2 protein-coding genes are annotated in these 2,728 nt (G+C 41.8%); both read left to right on the top strand.

The window, feature by feature from the left end; genetic code table 11:
- Positions 1–1,967, top strand: a 1,967-nt coding sequence (locus F7B60_02885) for a hypothetical protein (GenBank protein ID MCE4614462.1), incomplete at its 5' end; no start/stop codon positions are given.
- 133 nt (positions 1,968–2,100) lie between these two features.
- The gene (locus tag F7B60_02880; GenBank protein ID MCE4614461.1) at positions 2,101–2,586 is read left to right on the top strand and encodes an adenosine-specific kinase; all 486 of its coding nucleotides are present in this window, start codon (positions 2,101–2,103) and stop codon (positions 2,584–2,586) included.
- Positions 2,587–2,728 lie beyond the last annotated feature (142 nt).

Genomic DNA, 2,728 nt, shown 5'->3' with positions numbered 1-2,728 from the left:
TTAAGAGCACAGCTAGCGATATGGGATATGATCCATTCTCCCAGGGAAGCGGTCATGTTAATATAACTAAAGCTATACAATTCATAGAAGAGGGTAAGGGAGTACTAGCATATAGCAGTGATTCAGTGTCAAACATAGCTACGTTATTTGATGAAACTATGGGTCAACTACTCGGAACATCTACAGAATGGGTAGATCAGTTCCTGAGTAACTCCTTTGATACATCACTGTATTTCGGTGTGATAAAGCCTGGGGCTTCAAAGACTATGAATCTAAACCTGCTGTCTCCAAGGTCTTCGAAGGATGTTTCTGTCAAAGCTGTTTATCTAAGGAAGAGATACGGTATGCCTGTATGGAGGTTAATTGATACTAGGATGTCCCAGATCTATATTCCCGGCCAAGGTTTCGTACCGTTCGGTAGACCTTATGCATGGATATCTGGGAGCCACCTATACTTGGATCTAGCAAAACTGCCACCCGGATCAAGACTGCTACTCGCATTTAGACCAATCTTTGGGAAAATACTAAATGCAGATCTAGCAAGGATCACCATATCATATCCATACAATGTAATGGATCCGTATGGAAGAAACGGCAACTATAGCTCTATGGTGTATATGGGTGCAGAGCTTAGCTACTGGGTAGACTTCACCAGGGACAACAAGGTAGAGCCATATGAAACCGGTAGAATACAATATGATATACGTGAAGGAAACACGTATCAGATACAGGTAGGTAACCTACAAGAGGCCTTCCAAATAACTAGGAACAATATACTAAGCTTCCTATACAATGAATTTGGCATAGACGCCTCAAGCGCTACAAGCGCCCCAATAATAGATTACAGAATCTTCTCAAACAACTACTATAACGAGGAAAATAGAGGACATAATGTAGTGTCTGTCTCTGGGACGATAGAGCTATACAATAAGTATACCTGGAGATGGATCCATGTAGCGAGGGAAGCATCCGCACCTGGATCATTAGATGTAACTGCAACTGTCCCGAGATCAGCAAAGCCTGGAGTATATGAAGGATACCTAGAAATATCCGACGGCACTAGCACAACAATGGTTCCAATATCAATAGCTGTGCCCGCAATAGTAGATATGAGACACACTAGAGTGACTATTAGACCACATTATAGCCGCGAGTTCTACAACAACTATAACTACATAAACGCGCTAGACCAGAGCTGGAGGCCTGAAGTAGGAGACTGGAGAACATTCCCAGTATTGATTGACAACGGATATGCTAGACTAGGAGCACTAGAAGTATCAGTGTCATGGAGGAACCCTACATCGAGTTTCGATATAGGAGTACTTGGATCAGGATATAATTATCTGGCAACATGGTTCTACGGAGGATACCCAGAGTGGGTTGACAGCTCTGTATTAGCATTAAAGGACTCTATAAGTTTAACTGGAGCAGTTTATGATTATTTTGACTGGCCCTCGACTACTAAAGCAAGTGTTATAGCGCCTATTGGTCCGACGCCGCTGGATAACTATGATAATAGTTATCTGTTGTACTGGGTGGTTGTTCATCAGGTATTCTCTGCGACAGGTATGGATCAGCCGACAATTCAGCTTAACGCGTATCGCTCGTATTCCAATAATTTAGTAAGCGTCAGACAAGGATCTGCTGTGACCAAGAATAGTTTCGTCTATACTGGTAATATGGGAGAGGTAGAAGTTGATAATTATGGTGTGATTGTGTTACCGTTAGATGGTGCCACCGGTACAATAACTGTGAATGCTACATTATTCAGACAGTTCCATACTGTGTCGTGGATAAAGACTGTTGTAAATGCTTCCGATGATGCTCATGGAAGATTCCTAGTAATGATCCCCATTTATGGTACTAATCCAAGCATAATATGGGGCAACGAAGCAGGCGGAGATCAATACGTATTCCTCTACGCCAACTCTATAATGTACATGATGTTAATAGTGAACGTCAGGTAGCCCTGGACACATCTCATCTTTTTTATTTAATCTTCATTAAATTTTTTGGTTCTGATTCAGAGAGACTTTTTAGATGTATCAAGCCTTATGTATATATTGAGTGAGAATAAATAGACTGGAGGCTTGATGGACGATGGAGTTAAAGGTTATCGATATTCAGGTTCCTGAGGGTGTTAACGTCATTGTTGGAAGAACCCATTTTATTAAGAGTGTAGAGGATATATATGAAGCGTTAATTACATCTTGTCCTTCTATAAAGTTCGGTATAGGATTTTGTGAGGCTAGCCAGGATAGACTTGTGAGGCATGAGGGTAACGATGATGAACTGGAGAAACTGGCCTCGGATGCTTGTTTTAAGGCTGGCGTGGGACATATGTTTGTAGTTTACTTGAAAGATGCTTGGCCTATTAATGTTCTTAACAGGTTGAAACAGGTGATGGAGGTTGTTTCAATTGATGCTGCTACGGCTAATCCTATTCAGCTTGTTATAGGAGAAACTAGTCAGGGAAGAGCCCTTCTAGGAGTTGTGGATGGTTATACGCCGGTAGGCATTGAAGGTCCTGAAGACAGGAAAAAGAGAGTGGGGTTCCTTAGGAAAATAGGCTATAAACTAGGTTAGTCAATGTAGCTGTAATGAGGAGAGCCGCTCTGCTGAGCCTTTAATGGCTATGAGGACGGTCTTGAGTACTGATTCTCTTTTCCCAGGAGAAAAGGAATGGACATTATTCCGAAGTCTATGATAATTATACCGTAGGTCTCGA

It is taken from the genome of Candidatus Tiamatella incendiivivens, from assembly GCA_015522635.1.
Taxonomy (GTDB): Archaea; Thermoproteota; Thermoprotei_A; order Sulfolobales; family Acidilobaceae; genus Tiamatella; species Tiamatella incendiivivens.
Note: the sequence above shows the minus strand (reverse complement) of the source record. Positions and strands in the feature narration are given on the sequence as shown.